Origin of the sequence: Mucilaginibacter paludis DSM 18603 (assembly GCF_000166195.2) — a bacterium.
Classification (GTDB): Bacteria; Bacteroidota; Bacteroidia; order Sphingobacteriales; family Sphingobacteriaceae; genus Mucilaginibacter; species Mucilaginibacter paludis.
Genome location: NZ_CM001403.1, coordinates 3250837 through 3271290, shown reverse-complemented (window position 1 = coordinate 3271290; position 20454 = coordinate 3250837). Strand labels below are relative to the sequence as shown.

At 38.0% G+C, this 20454-nt stretch carries 12 protein-coding genes; 2 read left to right on the top strand and 10 right to left on the bottom strand.

Annotated elements, in window-relative coordinates:
* Positions 1-40: 40 nt before the first annotated feature.
* Positions 41-763, bottom strand: coding sequence for a hypothetical protein (locus tag MUCPA_RS13695; RefSeq protein ID WP_008507126.1), 723 nt, complete (start codon positions 761-763; stop codon positions 41-43).
* Positions 764-905: 142 nt separating this feature from the next.
* On the opposite strand from MUCPA_RS13695, the gene MUCPA_RS36120 reads away from it, so the two are divergent.
* On the top strand, positions 906-1988 hold the full coding sequence (locus MUCPA_RS36120) for a VgrG-related protein (protein ID WP_008507125.1): 1083 nt from the start codon (positions 906-908) through the stop codon (positions 1986-1988).
* A 17-nt stretch (positions 1989-2005) separates the two neighbouring features.
* On the opposite strand, the gene MUCPA_RS13685 is transcribed toward MUCPA_RS36120, so the two are convergent.
* The 9 genes from MUCPA_RS13685 to MUCPA_RS13645 form a co-directional block, all read right to left on the bottom strand.
* Positions 2006-2317: a J domain-containing protein gene (locus MUCPA_RS13685; protein ID WP_008507123.1), complete on the bottom strand. Its 312-nt coding sequence runs from the start codon at positions 2315-2317 to the stop codon at positions 2006-2008.
* Positions 2318-2327: 10 nt separating this feature from the next.
* Positions 2328-3647, bottom strand: a complete 1320-nt coding sequence (locus MUCPA_RS13680; protein WP_040625934.1) for a hypothetical protein — start codon at positions 3645-3647, stop codon at positions 2328-2330.
* Positions 3648-3692: 45 nt separating this feature from the next.
* Positions 3693-6086, bottom strand: coding sequence for an Ig-like domain-containing protein (locus MUCPA_RS13675; protein WP_157543900.1), 2394 nt, complete (start codon positions 6084-6086; stop codon positions 3693-3695).
* Positions 6087-6363: 277 nt separating this feature from the next.
* Positions 6364-8964 carry a fibronectin type III domain-containing protein gene (locus MUCPA_RS13670; RefSeq protein WP_008507116.1) on the bottom strand — a complete coding sequence of 867 codons (2601 nt, stop codon included), beginning with the start codon at positions 8962-8964 and terminating at the stop codon, positions 6364-6366.
* 30 nt (positions 8965-8994) lie between these two features.
* Positions 8995-10005 (bottom strand): hypothetical protein, encoded by a 1011-nt coding sequence (locus MUCPA_RS13665; RefSeq protein ID WP_157543899.1) that lies wholly within the window; start codon positions 10003-10005, stop codon positions 8995-8997.
* 146 nt (positions 10006-10151) lie between these two features.
* Positions 10152-11735: a hypothetical protein gene (locus tag MUCPA_RS13660; RefSeq protein WP_008507112.1), complete on the bottom strand. Its 1584-nt coding sequence runs from the start codon at positions 11733-11735 to the stop codon at positions 10152-10154.
* Between the two features lie 8 nt (positions 11736-11743).
* Entirely contained in the window at positions 11744-13099 is a 1356-nt protein-coding gene (locus tag MUCPA_RS13655) for a hypothetical protein (RefSeq protein WP_008507110.1), read from the bottom strand.
* Positions 13100-13129: 30 nt separating this feature from the next.
* The gene (locus MUCPA_RS13650) at positions 13130-14017 is read right to left on the bottom strand and encodes a hypothetical protein (protein ID WP_008507107.1); all 888 of its coding nucleotides are present in this window, start codon (positions 14015-14017) and stop codon (positions 13130-13132) included.
* A 22-nt stretch (positions 14018-14039) separates the two neighbouring features.
* Positions 14040-17396: a hypothetical protein gene (locus tag MUCPA_RS13645; RefSeq protein WP_008507105.1), complete on the bottom strand. Its 3357-nt coding sequence runs from the start codon at positions 17394-17396 to the stop codon at positions 14040-14042.
* 2207 nt (positions 17397-19603) lie between these two features.
* Here MUCPA_RS13645 and MUCPA_RS39550 point away from each other — a divergent pair.
* On the top strand, positions 19604-19948 hold the full coding sequence (locus MUCPA_RS39550; RefSeq protein ID WP_083839334.1) for a transposase: 345 nt from the start codon (positions 19604-19606) through the stop codon (positions 19946-19948).
* Positions 19949-20454 lie beyond the last annotated feature (506 nt).

The window sequence follows — 20454 nt, the reverse complement described above, 5'->3', positions numbered from 1 at the left end:
AAATAAAAAGAGGTTTGCAAATATTGTAAAAGAGGGAGAATCAGTTATTTTTCTTTTTTGTAGGTACAGGTAGCGAGATTGTCTCATCCACGCCAATATCCGACAAAAACACATGCCAAAAAGTTTTTGAAACTCCGTTAGTCCCCATCTTCGAGTAGGTTTTTAATACTACTACTACATTTTTTTTAGTAATGTCGCCATAGACCATTTGTTGCTCATTAGAGCCAGTGAACCGTTGTTCAAAAGTCACGACACTATAGAAGTTGCCGTCTGGCCCTTTTTTAAACTCCGGCACATATGCGATATTGGAATAAGTGACTTCAATTTTGTCGAAATGAGTATGTAGTTTCAGTCCGTTTAAATAGGGCTTTATCTTAACAGGGAGACTATTTTTATTATGTATGCCCGCTTGCGAAATTTCAACTGTGGCATTTTTATTTACAAATAGCGTAAGAGCCTGGTCAATAGCAATATTAGCATTGTCGTTACTGCTGGCATTATTGGTAATAACACCGATATATTCGGTAAGTTGTTTTGTTTTCTTTAAAGCTTCGGCCCTGAACTCTTTCATATTTATAGTAATAGAGCCAAGCTTATTATCATTTATGGTTACAGAATCAAGCAATTTTGCTTTGTTCGGGGACGGCTGTTTTGAGGATGCGTTTGGCTTAGATGTAGAATAAACGGATGGGGTGTTTTGCCCGTGGCAAATACCATTGCCAAAAGAAGCAATAAAGCTTAGTAAAAGTATTCTTTTTATCATTTTATGTAAGGTCGGTTTAAAATAGTAAAAGTTCTTTATAACAACTTCAAGCACTCAAATTAAGAAAAAAAACGCAAATATCTATTCCGAAATAATATTATTTATATTTATCGAATAATGCAATTTATTGTTAATTGATGCTATGAAACCATTTTTAAAAAAGGCTGCGGTAATTAATTTGATAGCCGATGAAACGTGGGATTGGTTTGGCTGGAATGGTCATTTAACCATTAATGGGGCAGATAATGCGCTACTGCTCTCAGAAAATAATTCTCTGCTGGGCGTTCATGTACCTGGTTTTGCTAATGATTATAAACCGCAACAGTATACAACGAAGATTTTCAGGGATGTACCTGGTGTTATTGGCACAATTGAATTTATTGTAGACGAACCAACGCTTTCAAAAATTGTCAGTGTAAATGGCTCACGTGCCATGTTATCAACTACTACAGGTAGCTTCACAGCTGTGTTTTTAACCCCGGCACAAAAGGTATCTGGTTTTGGTGCAACACCAGATACCCAAGCCATGAAAAGTGGCACGTGGAAAGTCGTTGATACCAACCAAAAAGTGTTTAGGGAAGAGAGGCGGCTGGAAGTGAAAGGACATATTACTAATCAAAAGGCTGAAGGAAACAAAGCAGGGGAATTAGGCGGATTATCGGAAAAATATGAGACTGGAGGCCGTGGTCCTGGCACTGTTTCGTCTGGAAATAACGACCCTGGCGGTGTTTCATATGGAAGTTATCAGTTAAAAAGCCGTGATAATAATGGCAAGATAGGTGGGCGTGTAAAAGAATTTCTGGAAAGCTCGCAAGGGGCTAAATGGAAAGATAAATTCGAAGGATTAACACCAGGTTCTAAGGAGTTTTCTGATAAATGGAAAAGGATTGCAACAGATAACTCAGATGAATTTAAACAAGCGCAGTTTGATTTTGTAAAAAGGACTCATTATGATGTAACACAGAGTCGCTTGTTGGATCGCTTGGGCTTGGATTTAAACTTGAGGTCAGATACGCTCCGAGATGTGGTTTGGTCTACGTCAGTTCAGCATGGTCCTAATACCAGGATAATTGATAACGCTTTAGCAGGGAAGGATTTATCAAAGCTAAGTGATAAAGAAATTATCCAAGATATTTATAAACAGCGGGCTGACGAACACCCAGCCTATGAGGCAAGGTATTCCGACGAAGAAAGCGACGCATTAAATAGTTTGAGTGCCGAGTGACAGGACACATACGCTAATCAAAACTCGAGATTATCAAAAATCTTTATAATCCTTGTTACTATCGGCGGCTCTGTGGGTGATGAAAAAGTTGTACGCTGATCGGGCTGTGCCCGTCCTTCCAATATATCATTGTAACGCTTTCTTTTCTCAGGATTACTAAGTACCTCGTAGGCCAATTTAACCGCAATAAATTTTTCTGTCAGAACCGGATCATTGCCTGTTTTATCCGGGTGGTACAATATCGACAACTTCCTGAAAGCACGTTTTATAGTATCCTGGTCAGCACTTTTGTCAATCTCTAAAACGATATAATGATTTTGTTCCGACATAATTGTTTTGTTATTTCCAGAATGTGCGTGCGTTAGATAAGGTGAGCCGCTTTTTTTTAATTAAAAAATACCAAACTAATACTATTATGGCTATCAGTAAGCCAATAACGGCGTAAATTAAGTACTGCAGCGTGGAACCATATTTCTTGATTAACACATCTTGGGTAACTGGCACCTTTGGACTAAACTTGTTGCCATATTTTATTAAGTTGGCGTTGTCAAGTAATTTTTTACCGTTAAATCCCAAATACAAGTTTTTAGGTGCCTCGGTCGTAACTTTGAAGGTTATAGTATCTGCAAATTTGATAAAAGGGTCGACCACATCAAAAAGCTGATATTTTACCAATAGCTGTCCGTAATATACGGTATCCGTGGGCATGTTAGCATATAGTTTCAAATAAGGCTGTACCATCTCGTAAAGCGGAAAGACATTATTGACTCCGATTTTACCCATTATCACGCGGGGCAATGTATTATCGTTACTTTTCAAAACCACAGGACCGGCGTTGGGCAAAAGATTTGATTGGCTATCTTTCCCTTTTATATAATTGAGCGTAATGGCATCAATTTGAATTTTTGTGGCATTTTGAAGGTTAAGTTTCAGGCTGGTATAGTTATCTTTTACCTTAAGGCTAAGGGATAAAGTGGACGGTGCCGTTTCGCGCACACTGTTAAAAGTCAACGGCATTTGTTGACCCGGTCCCAAAAATATATTATCAACAGTTCTTTTTATGCGGTATTCATAAACGCCTACTCGCGCGGCGCGCGATTCGCCGAGGCTGTCCGGCTTTATAGTTGATGTGCGGTAATTGAAAGTAATAAAATCATTACGTGGAACCTGTTTGAAAGTAAGCATGGTGTTGAGACCTCCTGTGTTTGTGCAATACGGAAAGGGGACCTGGCTAAGTATAACGAAAATGGTTTCACCTGCGGATGATGCCAGCGAATGGTTTTTGAAGGCATTTGCATCAAAAATGCTTAAAAATTCAAAAGCATTGCCATAAGTTTTTGAGCTTTTAATGTTTGAAAAAAGTGAGTGGTATCTTTCCACCAATTCAATTTCGTGCCAACGATGGCCGCTATAGACCTCTTTAGCATAAAACTCGTTTTTGCCTGGAGAGAAAACGTATAAAGAAAAATTAAACGTATTTATTCCAGGGGCACGAAAGCGAACAATTTTATCTGGCAAAGCTTGCGCCACTTGTAACTTAAAGTTGTCTAAATCGGCAATGTTATTCGTTTTATTAAAAATGGTACTGTCGATCATGATGATGATCCTGTCTTGCGCGGTACAAATTTTTGAAGCTAATAACAATAATCCAACTAACATTAATTTAAAGGTAGGTTTTGCACACATTGGGGTAAGGTAATAGGGTTAATTAGGAGAATTTAACTGAATATTAGCAACATACGAAGTGTCAGCAGTACGATAATATATCTGCCCTCCGGTACCAATAATATCTCTCACTTTAACAAGGCACTTATTTTTGTTGATACCAAATTCATTAAAATCGTAGTGTTGTTTACGATTGATTTTGTTATAAGCTTGAATATCCCCATCAGTCATTATTGCAAACTGCATATCGCCATTATCTAGCTTCCATGATCCTCCTTCTACGGGTGGCTTTAGTTCAAGTTTTATAATATCTCCTATAATATATTTTTTGTTTTTAAAGACTATTTTAGGAGCATTTTGGGCTGCCCCTCTTCCATTATTAATTTTGGCATTGGGCGTGCTAACGGTTGTTTCTTTTGATGCGAAATCAATGTTAAAGATTTCTTCGCTGTTATCTTTGCCAAACAAGAGGGACACAGTTCCATTACCCTCAACTGAAACTCCAGGGCTACCTTTAATATCTACATTCTTCTGCTCGTTCACTAATGTCAATACTAAAGTATTCCCTTTCAACTTATAAGGAGCAGTTGATGTAATCGTAGTTTGAGCTTCCTTCACATTAATTAATACCCCGCCACGGTCATTTCCTCCTTGTTTATAGTTCAGAGAAATTTTAAACGGACTATTTACATTTATTCTGAATTTGTTTTTCTTGAGCTTCTTCATTTGAGAAATGGCACTGGAAGGTATCCAATCACCCTCCTGTGAAACAACTGTGGCCGTTTCATCAATAACCCGAATTGCTTTTTTAAAGTTATCGTTACTAAGCGAATAGGAGATAATAACATTTCCCTTAGCTTTTCCAGTTACCAACCCTATACTTTTTTCTACTTCGGCAATCTTAGTATCAGAACTCTGCCATAAACCATTTGTTTTTCTGGCAGTTAATTGCAATGTGCCTTCCACCCTAACCGTCGAGTCACCGGTTATCCCGGCGCTATCGGTTGCTTGGACAATATGCCGGGGCGTATTTGGAGTAGCCGTTTTGCCCCCTTCAGCGGGGACGCCATGTGAATAAATTAACAAGCCTGCAAAACTAACCACCATAATCGACAATGTAATAATTGCAACATTTTTCCATGGGAATGGCTTTTTGCGGAAAACGTCATTGGTGCCGGTTTCGCTAAGCATTTCTTGATTTTCCTTTTTCTTTAAGCCATGAACCAATATCCTTTCGGTATCTGCAGAAAGTGGTGATTCATTTTTGCTATCTGCTGCATCAACTGTTATAATACGATATATATAATCAGCTTTTTTATCTATATCACTGTCAAAAAACTTGTCTTCGCGCAAACCCGAAGCCACTTGCTTTTGAACAGGGTTACCTCCATCCTTAATAGCTGTTTTAAACACACTGTAAACTACCGGGTATTGGTTTTGAGGTGTTTTCCAAGTTAAGGTAATGCTGTTTTCATGCGGATTGTAATTAGCCTCGATAAGCGATTCTATCACTGCCGGGGGCATTTTTAACGGCAATAATTCTCTGCTACTGTCATCGCCTACGCTATCGGCCATTACGGCAAAGCGTATTTTGTAAATATAGACTCTCCCATTTTCAGCCGTTTGGTCAATATAACTGCTTTTAGTGTTAGCGGCAATCTGTAAACCACTTTTCAATACGGTAAATTCCTCATTGGCATCTGTTTGCCGCCGCTCAACAGCTGCAATAACATTTACGTTATTGTTGTTCTTAAAATCAATGTTGACCTTTTTCTTATCAATTACCACGTTAATATCTACAGGCGGTGCAAGTTTAACTACAGGTCGGTCAGCGAGAGGTATACCACTTCCATAATCAAGCTGCCTTTGAACAAAAGAGGTCGGGGGGGCGTTTGTAAACTTTGGATTTTCGGCAACCACCTCTGCTTCTGTTGGATTTAACAAAGTTAAATCCTCGCCGGCCATTTGGTTAAACCAGGTAGGGACGTTTTCAGTATACATATTTAAAAAAATCACATGAAGCGCCTTACCGTATATCTGCTCCAGTGTATTGGCCGTACAGTTTAAAATAACTCCGGACGAATATAGGGCCAGGCGGTTTGCCACCGGCAATAATTTTAATACGCTTTCGGCTTCCTGGCCATCCTGCTTGTTAATGAGCAAATATTGTGTAAATGGGTTATAAAAAATATCAGGCGAATTGTATGGCACCGCGTCCAACTGCGGCACATCCTTAACTACAGTAGGTGTCATCGCACAATCGTCCCGTTTTAACCAAATCTGAGAGTCCCAGCTAACAATTTCTTCAGGAGAGTAGCTTTTTACAAAATTACGACGCAGGCGCCACGGCATGTAGTTAATTTGCCTTAGCTCTTTGCTGTTAAAAATAAATGCATGGAACAATCCTAGAATCTGGGAGCCTCTTACATCCATAAAAGGCGCGAAGAATTTGATGAACAGATAATCGCTATCTACCTTAATGATCACTTCTGGGTTAACCGATGGAAATGAAGGATAAAATAACGCACTGAGTTGCTTAATAACAACAGCTCCGATCCTGTCATATTGACTGATTAATTCGCCCGGCGAAGCCGAACTATCCACTACCCTGGGATTATAATCGGGAAACTTTGAATTAAATTTACCATATACAAAATGACGGATTTTCATGTTCCTCTATTTATAAAAAATTATAGACATTAACACGGTTTTATCTTAACGATAAAATCCAGAATATACAAACAATCAATAAAATAGCACAAATGATGATAACAGCAAGGGCCGCTGTATTAGGCTTACCAACTTTAATGATTTCACTAAACACGGGCCGAGAGATTCTTTCCTGAACGGGTTCGAAAGTAACAACCTCATACATATAGCTGAAGCCCTTTGATATTTTTTGGTCGTTATAAAAATTCCCTTCAATCAATGGAAACTGTTCTGTTGCAATAACGCCACCTTTGTTGTTAAGGGTGCTACGGGTAAGCCGGTACGAAACTGGATAGCTATTATTTAAGGCTTCATCCCAAGTAATTGTAATATACTCAATATAATCTTTATTGGGTTTAGGCTCGCATTTAATTGCTTTCACAGCATACGGATTGGTGCGTACTACTTTTATCTGACTATAGCCACTTTCGTTTAAGAATTCATTCGCTTCGAATGAGCGCATTCTATAGTAATAAATTTTCCCCTTCTCGGTATTTGTATCCAGATATTCTGAAATTTGTGCCTCCCCTTGATCCTCAAATACCATTTTAAAATCGTTGTTGTTGTCATTTCGCTCCAGGCGGTTGCCCACCGGTATGGCATTAATATTATTCCACTCTAACTTTACATGATCTTTTACTATAGTTTCTTGCAAATCTACAGGCGGGTAAACAGGTTTAGCAGGTGGTCCGGGTACCGTTACCGTTACCGTTTCGGATGGAATGCTAGAATTCTGATCGGTGACATTATCAATAAATTTCACCTGATACAAGTAAGTTTGGTTATGTCTTATCTGGTTATCAACGTAATTACCAGTCGCTTGTGGCGGAACGCTTACTGCCGCGCCGATAATTCTGAAAATGCCATCTTCAAATTGGCGTTCTACGATGGCCAATAGTTCTTTATCACCTGCATTAAAAAAAACTATACTAACTTCATTGTCGCCCAATAAAGCTTGTACTTGTGAAGGCCTGGTTTTAACACCTTGTTTTTTTCTGATAAGCCAGGCCATGTATTGGGCAAAGTCATTAAAAGCTTCGGGATAACCAGTCCATAACGATTTCCTAACCTCTTGCATAATTGCGCTACTGGCAATATAACAGTTTACGACGGGATGTTTTTTACTGCTAACAATTACCTTGAGCAAGTGTTTTATACGTTCAAGTAGCAATTTTACAGTATTACTCAGCGGAGTATCTTCGCTGTTATTTTTGTAGCTTTCAGCTATAGATGCTACTAGCAAATCCCAGTTTTCATCCGAATCATTTTCCATAAAACCCATGAACCGATCAATTTGATTTTTATTATGGATCATGGTTTTAGACCCTCTGATCACAGAGCCATATTCATCAAATTTGGCGAATATCAATGCAACCATTGCGTGGTTGCTTTGGTCGAAGAGAAAATCCAACCGAGCTGTGATAAAATGAAGAATATCCACAAAAGAGTGTTCAGTAGCTTCTTCCTCGTAAAATATAGTTTCGGGGTCTAAAACAATTAATAACAAATCAGTTTTAGTAAGTACCGTCTCGATAACATCCGTGGCATTAACCTTTTTACTAACATATTTAGGGGGTGTTGTAACAAGGCTTCCTCCTCTGACATCGAAAAATGAAAGCGGATATTGTACACCTCCTATTTTCACTTCGCCCGTAACTTCTGAGATAGGTAAGTTGCTGCCTTGGGTTCTTTTACTTAAAGGGCCAAAAAAATTTTTATTTTCAACATCTCCTGTCTCGCGTACCAAATTTAATGCTGTAATTGGCAACGTTGCGCTAGACATTTCGAGGCGTTTATCAGCCGGAGCGGCCAAAACATACCGGGCCATTTTTATAATTGTCGATTTGCCGCTGCCCGGTATGCCAAGTGCCAATATGTTAATAGGACTGTTGCCATCAAGCAGCGGGCTAACATCAACTTTTTTAAGGTTAACCTGCTCAAAAAGGCTTTGCGCAAGATAGTCCGAATGATTACCGTTGTGCTCTATCAACCTATTACCATTTTTATGAAAGTCTTTAACAAAATCAATCAGGCGATCGTCGCTAATGGACGATTTGCCTGTCTCTACACAATGTAGATAGTTGGCGAGACTGTCTGCATCATCCTTCTTTCCTCTCATTTGTATTTTTTGGTATATTTTATCGTCACCTAATGCCGCAGCAAATAGCAAATAAAAAGCATAAGGCTGAGCAAATTCCCCCTCCCTGGTAAGGTATCCTTTCCAAAGTCTATATAAATTAGCAAACTCGTCAATTACAACCATATCTGATTCAACCACCTGGATGCCAATTTGATTCTTGAATATTGTTGTCCAGATAACGGGTTTATCCAATGTTTTTGACAGCATTTGAAGTGATAGAAAGATCACAGATTTGATCCAGGGTAAGTGTTGCGCTTTTTCCTTTACCCTTTCATCGATGTAGGTTTTTGAAAGGTCGCAAAAATCCTTAAAATCTTCTACAGTGGTTTTTTTCTGAAATTCAGATCTTAAATCATCTATCAATTCAGATAATACCCATTGCTTTACAGGCAACAGCATCCGCTCAAAAGAAGGCGTAAACCGTGCGGGTGAATTTTCTAATTTTTCTATAAAAAATTTCATGTATATGGATAAGATAAAAGTTAACAATTATTACATGACCGTACGGTAATACACGCTAAAATCGAGATCTCCCCAAGCATCGGGTTTAGAAATAGTAAAATCATCTTCGGAGATGGATCCCGGATATGAAATAATATAACAATAGGTTGATCTGTTGTTATTGTCGGGCTCTACAGAAGGCTCCACATCGAACAAAAAGAACTTGTCTACAAAAAGACGTTCCACATCTTCTAATTTATTGGCAAACCTGAACTTTATTTCTGATTTGGTTTTAAAATTACGGTTTATTATAATTTCATTATCTTTTTCAGTAATAATAGCCTTGGGCAATAATCGCCATTCAATTACATCTTCTCCCTGTTCCAAAATATTTGATATGGTAACCGGAATATCCTGCGGATGCATTTTTTCCAGCGATTCGGGAAAGGGATTAACCATAAGATTTGTTTGTAAATCTTCCATTATCTCTTCCTCAAGTAACTCATCTAAGCTTTTATCACTTTTGCAAAACCACTTTAACTGATAGCAGCTTCTAAAAAAGGTAGATAGAGGCATAAATGGATAGTTATATACGATATTTTTTAGAAAAATTTCAGCATCCCTGTTTGGATTTTTTTTAACTAATTTCCGAAGTGCCTCTCTAATTGGCCAGGTCCATGCCTGCCATTGCTCCGACGGGAAATTAAACGACGATAAGCTGTAAATAAATGGCGGTGAAATTATTTCTGGATCTCGCTCTTGAGTTAATTTATATCGGCCTAAATAAAGCCGGTTATCAAACAACTGCGGGGTTTGTTTATCCGGATTGGGGACAATTGTTTTTATAAGGCTGTATTTTTCGTCATTCTCATTAACGTTCGCCTCATTCAGCGGGTGGAGGTCCTCTATATAAATGTCGCAAACAATTGCTGACCCTAAATCTACTAGATAAGGCAATTTTAGTTTAGGACGTTTACTTGTGGCTTCAAAATCAATTGGCCTGCCTGCTGGCGTAATACCGGTTACTTTGCTGACTAAAAAAAACGGCTGCTTATCTACCACTGTACTTTCAGTTTTATCGCCATTGTTAAATAAGGAAACAACACCGTGGTCGGGACTGATAATGTTTGTTCTCGAAAATGCGTAATCCTCTAAATTAATAAGGTCAGCCGCATTAAGCTTTTTGCCGGGATAAAATATAGGTTGGTTCATCCTAAAATAAAATTATTATTTAAAGCATTGGGAAAATCCAAAATAGATGAAAAACCAGATTTGACATGGGCGGAAGGCGGGAGCCACAAACGTAGCGCAAATACTTGTTTCTCGTTTAAAGCGTCATTGTAATAAACATATCCATCTTCATAAGTCAGAGATGGAGCGGGCCTTTTGGAGATTACATTTACTGTTGCAGCGATATCCAAAAAAGCAAATTTGTTCCATTCATCACAATACTCATGAGCATTGCTTTTCATTTGCCGATCTGCATATGATTGCACATATCTGAAAGGAAATTTGCATAGATTTTCGCAAAACAGGTTCAACGCCTGGTCATGGTCCGGAGGAAGGCCTCCTTGCCCGGCCGATTGGTCAAGGACTACCATTTCAATAAATTTAGATAGCAACGCTACTTCCTTATTGGTAACAGCGTCGATATCAAACTTCTTTTCTGAAAGCTTCTTGATTTCAGTCCAAAAGCCATCAACGGCGCGTGCTTTTTTACTGGTATCGTAACTATCTACCTTAATTTTATCCCACTTACCGGGAAACGCCCGCTTTGCACGGCCTATTTGGGTATACATGCCCGGAATAGCCCGCTTAATATCATTTGCTAGGGCTTCTTTAATAGCCGTAACCTCGTACGGGCCGTCTGCATCGGTATCTAAAAGATCGGCATGCCACTCTATTCTCGCAGGTTGCTTTTCTTGATTATATACCGCAATGGTAGGATAATTAAAGCAAATAAGGGTTGGCCCATCTGTTTCCTGCGCTTCAACGCTATTTTTTTTATGGGGTAATGTACCATGAAGTGATAAATAAACGCCCTCTTTTAAATATGACGCAATCACCGGATGATCTGTCATTTTCCACAATGATAGAAAAAGGTTGTCCGGTTTACCCTCTTCCACACTCTTGGCCTGCACAATTTTTCTTAATATCTCTCTAGCTTTATACCCCTGTAACTGACCATCGCTCTCATTATTCTTTGAATAATAACTTGAACTATCAGCGTCCTTGCTGCCCGGCAACGCAATGGGGAAAGTTGTCCTACCTTTAAAAAATTGATAATAGAAGGCTTCAATCTGAACTTCCTCTATGTTTTCCAATATAATAGGAGCAAAGTAAGCCTTATAGGCATCGCCGTAATCTTTATTATCGTTTATAATCGCAGTGAGTGTTTCAGGATGCACATTTGTATCATCTTGTGCGTATAAAGAGAATTCCATAAATCTTCCCGAGTACATCGGGAAATCTTTATGACTTTCAAAAAGCGAACATTTTATCCTTATACGGGTGGTTTCATTCAAAAAATACTGCCCATTAAACTGTTCCATTTTGCTTGTCGGCATACCGGTAAATACCAGAACATTACGCCTGGCAACATTATCGAAAAAAAGATTACGGTCTTCTTTCGAAACAAAATACAACGCTGGCACATCGCCGTTTCCCCGTTCAACATTGAGATATAAAGGATGATTTCTTGCCCTAAGCAGAGCTCCGTGACCAAGTTTTCTCAAAAACGCTTCATCTTCCGAGCCTATACCGGTTTCATCGTGCAGAATTAATATTTTCATAGTATCAATTATGAAATTTCCATCTTAGTACTATCCATTTTTGTTGTTACACCTTTAGTTTTCCAGGTAATGGTATCTAGCGCAGTAATATTCATGTCTTTTACCTCTTTATGCAGGCTTTGGAAATCCCATTTGGCGGCATCTTCCAATTTCCAGAAAGGGGCTTTCTCTACTACTTCTTTTGAACGGATGTTGTGCAGGAGCGTTATTGGCGCAAGCCAGTCGGCGCTTTTAAGTATCTCCACCTCTGTGTTTTTCTCAGGCACAAGGTGCAGGCCCGCATTGCCGCTATGACCGCTATATGATGATGTTATCCTTACGTCGGCTTTATCAGCGCTGCTTTCAAACCCAGGCAATTGCACTTCTATCCAAAAATTGGTGGGCGTTCTGTTAACTACGATGCCGGTGCCTACCCATACCTTGTTCTGCATTGGCACAACATCTTGCATTACACTTTTCGGCAGGACATATATACTTGTTTCCCAAGATAATATTTTGTCTTTAGTGTCAAGAAAGGTATCCCTTATAAAATACGCGTGATGATTATTATAATACGCGGGGAGTTCAATTACTTTCCATTTCTTCCATTCGTCGACATCAAATCGCCTTCGGTTTATGGTATAGCAAATGTTTTGCACCGTAACCTGCTTTTTGTAAACCAAAGGTGTTAAGGCGTCTTTAACGCCGGGTCTTACGATTGATTCAAATTCACTATAGATTGCATTGTTGAGGTTTCTTTGTTCGGGGTATTGCAGGTCCCTGCCTTTTTTTTCCTGTAGCCAGGCTAATTGATACCTGTTATCTGCCGCGGATCCTGTAACAGTCAATGCGTCTTCTGTATTTGCATTATAGTTATACCAGCTCAAAAGTTGCTGTAACATTTCGTAATCAGTTTGCTGGTACTGGATAAGATTATTTTTCTCTTTGTCTTTAAACTTTATTTTTTCCAATTCAAATTCAATGTTATCATCTATTTTTACCAGGTGCGAGAAATATTTTTGAAACATCTTTAGCAGGTTTTCCGCCTTTAACACTCTTTTCCGAGGTACAAATGGCCCCGGCTGATAATCCTCGAACATATTCTGGACGTATTTTACCATTACCCTCGTTTCCGAGGGGTGCTCTATATGTACACATTCAGACAGATCAACCATAGGAAGAATGATTTCACCGTCGAAAGACAAAGAAAACCTGTTTTTTTCCTGGCCTAATATTTTAACTATTTCCTCCAACCGTTTGTCGTTGTGATAATTAAACACCAGGGTAACACCATATTCAATAGGAAAGCCCATCCTTTTATCGCAATAAAAGGATGAGCACAGAAATGGTTCTGCAATACAATCAAATTGAACCTTCAATGACATAGTTTAAATTATTTAACTGTAAGCGCTTAACTATACCATCTCTTTTGAATGGTCAAGATACACGCCGTTACTAAATACCAATATTGCTGTTTCAATACTTGTAGTTAAGGAATTGTCAATAATGCTTTGGTTGGGGGGCGTTTCCGCATGTTCCAAATATTGAAAAGGAGTTAACGGATTATACTCGATAGCCAGCAAATCACCGTAAGATGTAGATTTCGCAACAACATCTAGGTTTGGTAAACCATATTTAAGAAAAGAACCATATGTTTCGTCAACTATTAAGGCCTGAAGTCTTTGTCGATCAATAGTGGTTTGTATTCCTTTGTATGTTACAGTTCTTGGAGTAAAGCCCGTTTTTTCTGAATCCAATTCCAGCGCTAGTTTCATAAATGAGTTTTGCTTGTTCCTGACGGTACCAAGGCGAATATATTCTTTTTCCCTTCGTTCAAATTTTGATGAAACCGATAACAACGATTCAGAAAAACCTTGTCCTTGAATGCTGTATTGATAATCGGCCGCAAATTGATTTCTAAATTCATCTGCTGCTTTACTTTGTTGATTGTTATTTAAAGTGCAAAACTGCCCAGCATCAGTTACTTTCTTGTCATATCTGAAGGTTAGTAGCCTTACTTTGCGATAGTGTGAGAAATGTATTTGATATTGGATAAGATCAATTTCACTAAAATGGTAGTCAATTTCACCAAAATTGTCTTTCAAAGACAAATTGCCTCGTTTTGTTCCTTGCGCAGGAACGCCCATATCTAATGCACTAAATTTTGTTTGCGGAGATATGACTTGTTCGATATACACGTAGAAGCTTTCTTGAATACCACTTCTTGTTTCGTAACCACAAGCTATTCTATAACCTGTGATGTTTTCATACTTAACTCCACCAAAGTCTGCTGTTATTGCCATGTTTTTTTAATTATTTGTTAACTTAATATAGCTGTAGTACTTCCGATAGATTATTAAACCATTGGATATTTTCAAATTTCTGAGCTGTTTCCGGATCTCTTCTGTTTTTAAATAAAAATACACTTTGAAGTGTCTTGTCCATAGCTACGTTGTTTGATAAAGACCAATTAGTCATGCCCTTAAATAGAGAAACATTATCAAGTAACTTGGATTGTTGATGGTTATTAGCATCATCAAAGAAAAAGAAACTATAAAAGGTTTGCCAATGTCGATCTATTAACGGCCTGCCTGCATAATTCGTAGCACTGGCTAGCAAGGCAATAATATAGAGGTAGAAATCCATGGCGTAGGCATAGTCTTGGTTTGAGCGATCTGAGCCTTCTATTAAATTTTGGATTGTTGTTGTTGCACCAAAAGCACCATTGCCAATATTTCTGAAACGCCCCTGTGGTTTGGCGTTTACCCCAAAGAAATTAAGCCGCTGTTCTATGCCATTTGTAAGCAAATGTGTGCAGAACAAATACCCCGATGACAAAACGGTTTTAAATAAGCTATCGTTAATATTATTTAATGGCAGTGAAGGACCTAAAATTAATATCGGCGAATAGCTACTGGCGCACTCCGTCTGTAACTGTGAACCTTCAAAAATCCATCGCTCGTTTTTATCGGCAGTAGATGTGGCAATACAAATAGGGGGCAATATCGCTTTATTGGCACCCTCCCTTATTGCCTCATCAAAAGAGCTAAGCTTGTTTAAAAAACTCCTTTTTTCAGAACTTGTGTCATCGCCCCCATATTTATTAAATGCCAGATCCGTCATGAAAGCCGTTACCGGAAATTGCGGCTGAGTAGCATTATTATTGGCTAGCCCCGATGGGTTGAACAAATTCATATCGACGTTGTTGATATTGTTAATCACCCATTCCAGAAATTCATCTGCGTGTGCATTTACTACAATAATTTCGCTATCCTTATTGCTTTTACTTACCATATCAAAAAGATATTTCACGCCGTGCAATTCGGAAACATATTGAACAACGTTGGTTAGGCTGGTATCGGTTTGGTTTTTTAATATTGCTTTGAGCGCTGTAAAACCCTTGCCGCCATGGCTAAAATGTTTTCTTGAAATATACTTGGTAAGACTATGTTCTGAGAAAAACTTTTTAATGTCTGGTGGCCCAGGCTGGTCAATTTTTTCAACCATATCCAACAGTAAATCGTATAGGTTGGTTCCAGGCTTATCCAGATTCAGGTCATCTTGGTGAATAAGCAACATTTGCGATAATGTCATTGCTTCCACCTTGTTTTTAAATTCGTGCAGTTGGTTAGGTTGCGCATATCGTTGGTAAATTTTACTTAAACCAAAATGATAAGTTTTTATATCTTCTTTTACAATGTTCTCGATCTCGGTTTTGATCAGAGCTTTGTTTCCGCCGTTAACAAATTTGTTTAATGCTACTAAAAGATTTTTGTTGTCGTTTTCAACAACAGCAATTTCCATGTTTTTAATAGTGGAGACATCCTTTTCACCCTCGCCCAACAATAACAGTGGGGCTATATTTTTATCCTCTTTGGCTGTTTCAAGCAGGTGTTGTATTTTTGCATTAGTTTGTGGTGTTTCCAACTCCATATCACGGTATACAGCTTTGGATTCGGTTATTATTATGTTTTTGCCATACGCGTTGCTTTCTCTATTATCATAGGGAGGCAAAAATCCTCCAATACCACCCGCCCCTAATGCTGTTTGTGTTTTGCTTGATAACTGGCGGACGATGCTGAAGTTTCTGATGGTTTGGGCGGTGCGTTGTATGCCGGCAACTACATCTTTATGCACCAAAAAATCCACCATTTTGTTTATGGCAAAAGTTAAACGATCTTCACTGTTTTCACTGCTGCCCTTTTCATCAATATCAAATATGCCTTCAACTTCTTTGTTGTCGGATACTTCCAACATGCTTGAGGCCTGGAAAAGCTCGCGCTCATAGCTTTCAAATCTTTTTGTAAGCTCTTTAAGGTCCATTCCCGGCTCCTTATACATTTTAGGTATAAGCACATCGGTAAAATGCGTTTCTATTGCAGATAGCGTCGCGTTTCTTTGTTCCGACTCCATATTCAATACCAGTTTTAGGTTTTGAACCTTAAGTGGGTCCTTTAAAATACTATTACCTATATTTTGTAAAAAATCCGGCAGCTTTAAAAAGTCGGCTTTAAATTTGGGTATTTCATCGCCCTCTATAGGAGTGTCGTAGTAATCTATATAATCCAGTATTATTGGGAAATAAGTCTTGAAGTCCGTTATCATTTCAGTAACCGGTTTATCACCTGCTTTTTCGGGTTTCGGTAAACCATCTGTTCCGTTGATAATGGCATTTGCAGCTGCTTCATCCTTGTCGTAATCACCAGTAGCGTGCCTTACCGATTCAAGATTCTTAAACGTATCCTCGATAGCCCATTGAAGCACCATTGAAAGTAACACTTTACTTTTAATGATCTGTTGCAGAATGTTATATGATTCGCGCGATAAGTTAAACTGATCGCGCAAAGGCTCATCTACAATCTTAGGCAGGCTACTTAAGTCGATCCCATCAATCCATTCTCTGTTAAGTCCTTTTGGATCTATCAAATAGTTTTTGAATGCCGTAACAACTTTAGGGAAGTTGGTGTAAAATAACTCTTTCTTAGACCCGGATATTCCAGTTTGCCAAACCGGATGAGATTCAAAATCAACTAATGAAAGTGTAAATGGTTCAACGCCTTCCTTATAAAGAAAGCTAATGAACAGAGGAATAAAATTTACCGGCAATTCTTCGCCGTCTGCATAGTTATTAGGAATCCCCCCCCGGCCACTATTAGCAGCTAACAACCGTGCAAATGCCCTTATGATATCGTAATTTCTCGCCTGAAAACTACAAAATTCTCTTAATCGCTTCCTGATTTGTTTGTAGATAGTTTCACCAGGAGTGTCGACAAGTAAATTGTCTGGCAGGCCGTTTGTTATACTGTCTTTAAAATAAGGGTGATCTGACGAACTGATTGCCCTTGTAAAAAAGTAATTGTATGGATCAATAATATAGGAAGAATCGCCTTTATTTGCGTCCATTTTTTGAGGTGAGAGCTCAAAAGAAGGAAGTGACTCACCCGGTGCTGTGGCTTCGGGCTTGAAATTCTCGGTTAAGGTAGGCCTGATTACCTCAATGAAGCTAGCGTAACTTAGGTCTTTGGAAGCTTTGTAACGGTTGTCAATCCTCCGGCTTTTTGAAAACAAATAGGCCGATACATCCTGATCAGCTGTATTAAAACGGCCCACCACAAAAACGCGTTTTTTGATATCTTGTAAGGTAGAGGTTTTTATCCCGTAGTGATTAAGGAATTCTTGCATAATTTATAGATTTAATACTTTTTTAATAAGTGAACAATGACAGCTTTACAACGTAATAGTTAATCGCGCCTATTATAGAGCACTATTAAGCTAATTAAAAATAAGTGTGAATTAATCCCTTTATAAAAAACTAATTTTTAATATTTTGTCAGACAATCTGTAGGTTTGGCTAATTGCAAGGATAATAATCCAAAATTGCCTTGGATGCATCAATGGGGACATGGTTGATAAAGTTTATGTTAGTTGAATGCTTAAAATTAAATATTAAAAACGATAAAAAAAACATGGAAATGATAATAATATTAAAATTTAGACAACCTCATTAAAATCGGATGTAGTGTGAAATCTAAAAATTGCAAATTGTATAAAATTTAATAATCGACTAATTATCAATTGTTTCTATTTTTGATAAATAATTAATAGAAAGTTTAGCTTCTAAAGCACAGGGCTTATTATTTTAACTTTTATGATTTTTTTTTTAATATTCTTTATCTTTTTGTCAAACAGGCTTATGGCCCGATCATGATCCTGTTTGACAAAAAGCAACCGAGTAATTTCAAAGTGGATAAACTATAGGTAACTGCCGCCTGTTGCCGCTTTTATACTGACCAACTTCAATGCTCATCCTAAGGTAGTTAGGCGAATAAAGCAAATTTGGCGAAGAGGGGCAACGAAACTAGTTTTTGCGTAACGCTTTATTAAGATTATATCAAAACAGACCTAATTGCGTAACGCATGAAATCATTGAGGGGAGGATTTTTTTAGCTGACGGGTATTTACTCATGAAGGTTTTCAGCAGGAGCAGGAAAAGGAGAAACCCACCAACAGGAAAGTCATTTTCAGCCCGGAAAACATGGTTTCGGATCTGCCCGTGGACCCTGACATATTTCTTCTAAAATAGAAAATATGATTCCCATCAAAGATGCTCCTGTAACAGACCTGTATTGCGGACAAATTCAGGATACTCAAAATAATGCCCCTTGTTTTTCTCCCCAGCAGTCCTCACCGAAGTATTGTTGCCCGCCTGGAACAATTGGTATCCCGATGTGAGCAATACAAGGATGGATTATAAATACCATATTTGGTGAAAAAAATTAAGCGCGGTTAAGCCTAACGTTCTCTCAAACAATTTTTTAAAAGACCTAAATCCAGAAATTAAAAGAGGCAATCTTACTCATAAAGACTTACTGAATGCAGGTGTTTCATTTATGCACACACAACGAATTTACCACATCGTAATCCTGAAATGCAGGTAGGAAAAAATCAATTTGATGAAACGAAAATAAGATATGCAAAAGCTGGTGAAATCTTATATCAAGGGAAAGATCTCTATGGTTAAAAGCGGTAAAATTCCAATTATAGAAAAATTGTTTGGACTTCAATGATATCGCTGAGTGGGAAAGAATATTTTGCGGCGCATTCTCATGGGGTTTGTGCTAAAGTTATAAGTAAAGCTGATTTATCCAATTTTGAATATATAAACACTTTGACGTTCATCTCACCAGCAGATTCACTTAGAGTAATAAGTGAAGAATATATACTCCTATCATTAAAATTGATTGTTTTATTTTTCAAACGAAGAACTATTTATTATCAATGAAAATACCATCAGTTTCAGGTTTCGGAAGAAAAGCACAAATTAGGCCTTCTGGCAGATAACATCAACCTCAATACAGATAACCGGAAATAGCGCTGAAACTTAAACGCCCGAGGGGCTCATAACAGCTATATAAAGACTTAGGATATTCCAATCACTTACTTATTTAAATTTACTGGATTGAGCAGCGCCGATCGCCGTGGTCTTACAGGGAGTTTCAGAATATAGATTAAATTACCTGCAATAGCATATTGCATCAATCGTTATTTATGCTTATCTTTAGGTAAGTCAATTACAGTCAAGGAGTTGCAAAAAAATGGTGAGCATGTGGTGAGCATTGCAAATCAAATTAAGCTAAAGTATTAATTATCAAAGATATATGGGATTAATTCATGTCCCGTCCATTCCGCCAAAATTAATGCAAAAACAACTAAAAGCCTGTAAATTAAATATTTACAGGCTTTTAGTTTGCTCAAAACACCAAATTATTCATCTTTTCGCAAAAAAATGGTGAGCAAGCACAATTCTTGTGGGTATAAAGTTTACGCATAGATATTAGCGAGTCTGAACAAGAAGAATGTAGTAGTAGTCCGGAAAGGAAAATAAAGCTATAGAGGAGGCTAAAAAGAACAAGCAAAGCTATCAGCCGGAGGTATTTACCAAGAGAGACGCTTTAAAACAATTACTGGCCAGGAGCCGCTACCTGCTCTTCAAGCATCAATCCAAATGGACGGTATCACAGAAAGAAAGAGCTGATCTGCTTTTTCCACGGTATCCATTATTGGTTAAAGCTTACAACCTGTCTATTCGTTTAGGACAGATTTTCACCGTCTGTAAAGACAAGAAACAGGGTTTCAAGAGATTGGCAATCTGGTATAATGATGTAGAATCTTCAGGAATTGATGCTTTTAAAACTGCGCAAGGTCCGTTCAAACACATTATGAATCGTTCCTGAACTTCTTTAACAATAGGAGTACAAATGCATCAGCAGAATAATTCAACGCCAAAATCAAAGCTTAATAACTCATTTTACGTTATCATATTTACTCATAGTTTACTCGGTTAGCTTATTGCATTTGTCCCTGTTGTGCTTTCAGAAGAAATGCTAAATCGCGAAAAATAATGAGTTTTTGAGAGTAATCTGGTTACGTCTACCCCCACTCCAATTAATAACAAATTTAACAGAGAGCCCAGCTTTAATTCAATATTCTTATCGCATTATTAACTTGTTAAGCACAGCGTCCCCCCAAGGAGATCGTTATCCATAAACAGAGGTCAGCCGCTTATTGAATGCGCAGTATCGTTAGCCAAATCTCAAAAAGATAGTTGGTCGCCGGTTTGAAGTAAGCTGAACACTGGCAAGAATATTTCCGTATCGTATTATTTAAAAATTTTGTGTAACGGATATTAATATCGATTAATTGTTGAAAAAATAATGTTATATCCCTTAATTGTTATATT